Annotated in this window: 5 protein-coding genes and 1 pseudogene; 5 read left to right on the forward strand and 1 reads right to left on the reverse strand. The window is 33.6% G+C overall.

The window, feature by feature from the left end; translation table 11 throughout:
• The 3 genes and pseudogenes from QZ276_RS05005 to QZ276_RS05010 form a co-directional block, all read left to right on the forward strand.
• Nucleotides 1-332, forward strand: a 332-nt coding sequence (locus QZ276_RS05005) for a hypothetical protein (RefSeq protein ID WP_292485853.1), incomplete at its 5' end; no start/stop codon positions are given.
• Nucleotides 333-599: 267 nt separating this feature from the next.
• Nucleotides 600-776 (forward strand): annotated as a pseudogene (locus tag QZ276_RS11535) (archaellin/type IV pilin N-terminal domain-containing protein); the annotation flags it as partial.
• 63 nt (nucleotides 777-839) lie between these two features.
• Nucleotides 840-2081, forward strand: a complete 1242-nt coding sequence (locus QZ276_RS05010; protein ID WP_342765700.1) for a hypothetical protein — start codon at nucleotides 840-842, stop codon at nucleotides 2079-2081.
• 10 nt (nucleotides 2082-2091) lie between these two features.
• Here QZ276_RS05010 and QZ276_RS05015 read toward each other — a convergent pair whose 3' ends face one another.
• Entirely contained in the window at nucleotides 2092-2331 is a 240-nt protein-coding gene (locus QZ276_RS05015) for a hypothetical protein (protein WP_292485857.1), read from the reverse strand.
• Nucleotides 2332-2411: 80 nt separating this feature from the next.
• Here QZ276_RS05015 and QZ276_RS05020 point away from each other — a divergent pair, with 80 nt between their 5' ends.
• Together QZ276_RS05020 and QZ276_RS05025 are read left to right on the forward strand one after the other, a co-directional pair.
• Complete coding sequence (locus QZ276_RS05020) at nucleotides 2412-2669, forward strand: hypothetical protein (RefSeq protein WP_292485859.1); 258 nt, start codon at nucleotides 2412-2414, stop codon at nucleotides 2667-2669.
• A gap of 237 nt (nucleotides 2670-2906) precedes the next feature.
• Nucleotides 2907-3118, forward strand: a 212-nt coding sequence (locus QZ276_RS05025; protein WP_292485860.1) for a hypothetical protein, incomplete at its 3' end; no start/stop codon positions are given.

Consider the following 3118-nt stretch of genomic DNA (forward strand, 5'->3'; position numbering starts at 1 on the left):
CTGATATTTCTGTCCGAATTACGCAATCTGGAGTGTTTGAAGGTGTTATATATGCACCGTCTGAATCAAATGGTCGTGGACCGAGTAATGGTAAATCATGTAACCGTTCGACAGCAACAGTTTGCATCGGGAGTGGGTCTAGCTCTGTTACAGGGGCGGTTATCTCGGGTTCAACCGATGTGTCACAAGGTGCAACCTTAAATTATGATTCTAATATTTCATCAACAACATTTAATGAGTTTCCCGTCACATCAACAACCCCACCAAAATTAACTTATATACATGTCAGCACAAACCGTATTGATATGAATGAATCAAAAACACAGACCTAATATCATAAGTGTTTAAGCGTTAGAGGTAGTATGTAGTTAGTGGTATCTTGTCCGACGGCATGAGTTCTTCTTATTCGGGATTATATTCAATTATCAATTTTTTATTTGAAATTTCAAGTTAAACAAAACATTTAAATAGTTACAAAATAAATATGTATTTGGATAGGTAGGTTTTATGGGTAACCGCCTATCCAGTTTCTAATTTCACCCTGTTTTCACGAAATTTTAAAAACATTTATATAATACTATAACATCTAATTAAATATAATGCGTTACAAAAAAATAAACCGTGCTACATCTCCTGTCGTTGGAGTGATTCTTGTTGTAGCAATTACTGTATTTTTAAGTGTAACAATCGGTGTATTTGTTTTAGACTTAGGAAGTGAAAAAGAAATTGCTCAATCAGGTGTTACTATTTATGAAGATGATAGTGGACAAATAACTTTTCAATGGGTTAATAATCAAAATGCGGAATATATTAAGATTTTAGTAAATGGGAATGAAAAAGTGCAACTTAACTCGATTGGAGAGCAAAAAACAGTTACAGTTACAAAAGGTGATATTGTAACAGTTGTTGGTGTTACTGAGTCAGGCGAAGAAACAGTTCTTCGGACAACCATAGCTACTTCTGGTGATGCTAATTTTGAGATTACGAGCATTGATGTAACGCAAGTAAATTCGTATTCTGGTAGTGACAATATATATTATTTCGGTTCGCTCATCTATGATAATGGTCATAAAGCAGTTATTAATGCTCCACGAGCTAATAAGACCTATCAAGTTAATCTAAAAACAGGGTTACGGACTGAAATTATTGACCACTCACAATTTGATGGTAGTTCGTGGTATTATATGCGGAAAGATTATTCTGACTTATCTAGTTATATGTTAGTGAATAGAGCGAACTCACTTTCTCCGCAACGACAGTCTGATGGAGATAATAATAATAAATCGTTCTATGGGTATGATAGAGATGGAAATCAACTGTTTAATAAAACCAACGAAGATTATCCTGCTTGGACACAGCAAGCATACAAAAACAACAAGTATGTTGCAATCTTCGATGTTGATGGGTCTTTCGCAGGCACGGAACATGAGTATAGAGGGTTTTCGACAGATTTCACAACAGGTAAACGAACAAACATCACTCCCCAAGTAGCATCTGACCCACCAGGTGCAGCAGGAGCTACAAAAGTCGAACCTGTTGTCGGATATTCTGAGTCAGAAGACCGTATTGTTACATCATATCAGACAGATTATGACGGTGATGGTGACTATGAAGTAATTTTACAGTCGATTGATTCATCTGGAAATACAGTTGACTTGGAACGAATTGATGATGAAAATGTCTCATATTCTATTTCAACTGGAAGCGATATTGTGTATAACGGAACAGTTGTAAATAATGTTGCAATTGTTTATAATGCATCTAACGACAAGATTGATATATTCGACATTACAACAGGTGACAAATTAAATACTTTTAATTCTCGAAGCTGTAGTCAAAACTACGGAATTAATCTTGGGCGTGCTGACGGTGTTGCATATAGTAATATTGGTGGCTGTATATTTGCGACCAATCTTAATACGATGGAAACGCAATTTATTCGAGACTTCAACGCTGAAATCGTTAACAATCCTGTTCATGACCGTGAAAAACTTACGATGAATGTTGAACAAGGGTATATTGGTATCGTTACTGGAAACGAAGAATATACGGTCTACGAAGTGACAGTAAACAAGAGTTAATTATAGATACTTAGAAGAACAATTTTGGGAAGATATAATAAGCTTTAAACCCGTTCAACTTACTAGTCGAGTGTTTTACAATCAGCAATTTGTGAACTCTGCGGAGTTCAGATACAAGCGTTTCATTAGCAACACCTTCTGTTTTAATAATATGATAAGTTGTGTCAAAATTATTCTCATCAAAAATAACAAAGTCGTCTGTTTCTTCAATAACAGTTTTAAACGATTCTTTATATTTTGTTGGATACATATCAGTTTGGCAAAAATACTATAGGGTTTTAATGTCAAGTAAAGAGTGTAATGTTTAACAAGACTACTCTTGAAGAGTTTGTGTCAGAGTTCGAACAGTCTCCAATCGATGGACAATTCAAATCGTTTAGCCGTATTGATTTAATTGATGGTGATAAAACATATGCCGAATATGATGTAAATGACCAAATTGTTAGGCAGACTGTTGAAAATACTGAATTTGGGAATGTTGTGACGATTGAAGTCGATGGTGAACAAGTTGAAGAACTTTCGAATGCGAATCCAGAAGAAGTAGTAACTGCAATGGCTCGAAATACGATATCATTTGCAAAGCAATAAACTACTTTGAAAAGAAGTAAGTGTGTGGTATATTAGTATAGTAAAAGTTTCACTTATTTATACTTATTATATTTTCACACTATTTAAAAAGAATATTTTCTTTGAACTTTATGGTTTTTTAGTTTCATATTTACTAGATATACTTTGGTAGATTTATGTATAGTAATATATATTAACTTCCTAGTAGTAGTTAGTTTCTACCAAAGATTTTTAACCTTGTATATATTCTTAATATATATGCAAACATTTGATGACGCAAAAATAGTTGTCGATGAGGAAGAATATGATGTTAGTCAAGACTTCCATAAACTCACAATCACAACGAAATCTATGGATATATTTTATAAGAAAATAATTCTTCAGTCTAAAGTATTGTTTTATATGTCCCCATTACCTCGTCAGACACAAGACTATACAGATTTTGTTAGTATAGTGTTAACTTCATTTTA

Source organism: Methanohalobium sp., from assembly GCF_018609725.1.
Classification (GTDB): domain Archaea; phylum Halobacteriota; class Methanosarcinia; order Methanosarcinales; family Methanosarcinaceae; genus Methanohalobium.